At 69.8% G+C, this 490-nt stretch carries 1 protein-coding gene; it reads right to left on the reverse strand.

The window, feature by feature from the left end; genetic code table 11:
- The coding region (locus ACXAID_RS28400; RefSeq protein ID WP_475025474.1) for an AMP-binding protein at positions 1 to 490 on the reverse strand (490 nt) is incomplete at both ends.

Consider the following 490-nt stretch of genomic DNA (forward strand, 5'->3'; position numbering starts at 1 on the left):
CGGTGACGTAGCCGACGAGGCGTTTGTCGCCGGGGCGGTCCTCGCGGACGAGTACCTCTGCTTGGGCGACTCCGTCGATGGTGGCCAGGGCGGCTTGGACTTCGCCGAGTTCGATGCGGTAGCCGCGGATCTTGACTTGTTCGTCGGCGCGGCCGAGGTAGCGCAGTTCTCCGTCGGGTCCCCAGCTCATCAGGTCGCCGGTGCGGTACATGCGTTGGCCGGGTGGGCCGTAGGGGCAGGCCAGGAATCGTGTTGCGCTCAGTGCGGCGCGGCCGAGGTAGCCGGCGGCCAGGCCGGCGCCGGCGACGTAGAGTTCTCCGGTCACTCCGGCCGGGACCGGGCGCAGCCAGGGGTCGAGGACGAAGAAGCCGAGGTGGCCCAGCGGGACCCCGATCGGGCTGGTGGGGTTGTCGAGGTCGGTGGCGGTGATCTCGCGGAACGAGGCGTGCACGGTGGTTTCGGTGATGCCGTACATGTTGATCAGCCGGGG

The sequence above is a fragment of the Mycobacterium sp. ABE4_509 genome (genome assembly GCF_056160785.1).